This is a genomic window from Mesorhizobium sp. M0772, assembly GCF_040320135.1.
In the GTDB taxonomy this organism is placed as follows: Bacteria; Pseudomonadota; Alphaproteobacteria; order Rhizobiales; family Rhizobiaceae; genus Mesorhizobium.
The window spans coordinates 1-574 of sequence record NZ_JAMYPB010000129.1 but is presented as its reverse complement, the minus strand read 5'-3'; the positions used below and the strand labels follow the sequence as shown (position 1 = coordinate 574).

Genomic DNA, 574 nt, shown 5'->3' with positions numbered 1-574 from the left:
GCCAGGGCTGATCTTGCCGCATGGCTTGCCAAATGGTCGGCACGCTATCCGCGCCTGACAGGCTGGGCCGAGGATGCCATCGAACAAACCCTGACTTTCTTCCGGCTGCCGCGTCAGCATCACAAGCACCTCAAGTCCACCAACATGCTGGAGCGGCTCAACGAGGAAATCCGCCGGCGCACCTATGTCGTGCGCATCTTCCCCAATACCGAAAGCTGCCTGCGCCTGGTCAGGGCCCTTGGCCGTCGAGATCAATGAAAACTAGATGAAGGCCAACCGATACATCAACATGGACGACCTGCGCGAGCACAAAAAGCTCGCTCTGCGCCAAGCCGCATGACCAGCATCATGGCCGCCCCATTTTGCAGAACTTGACGCACACAACCCTAGAGCATGCGGATGGCCGACTGACATGCAAAGATCTCCATGAGTCGCCGGGCGGATTGCACAAGAGGATGATGCCTACTCGCTCAGTTGCTCCTAGAGCGTTTCAGATTTTGACAGAAGCGTATCCAGCGTTTGCGAAGTAGTTTCTGCATTCATTGGGTTGGATGGTTGATACGAGGTGGCCGAT

Annotated in this window: 1 pseudogene; it reads left to right on the top strand. The window is 56.6% G+C overall.

The features are described 5' to 3' along the window. Positions 1-340: pseudogene (locus NKI06_RS30880) on the top strand (transposase); the annotation flags it as partial. Positions 341-574: the final 234 nt, after the last annotated feature.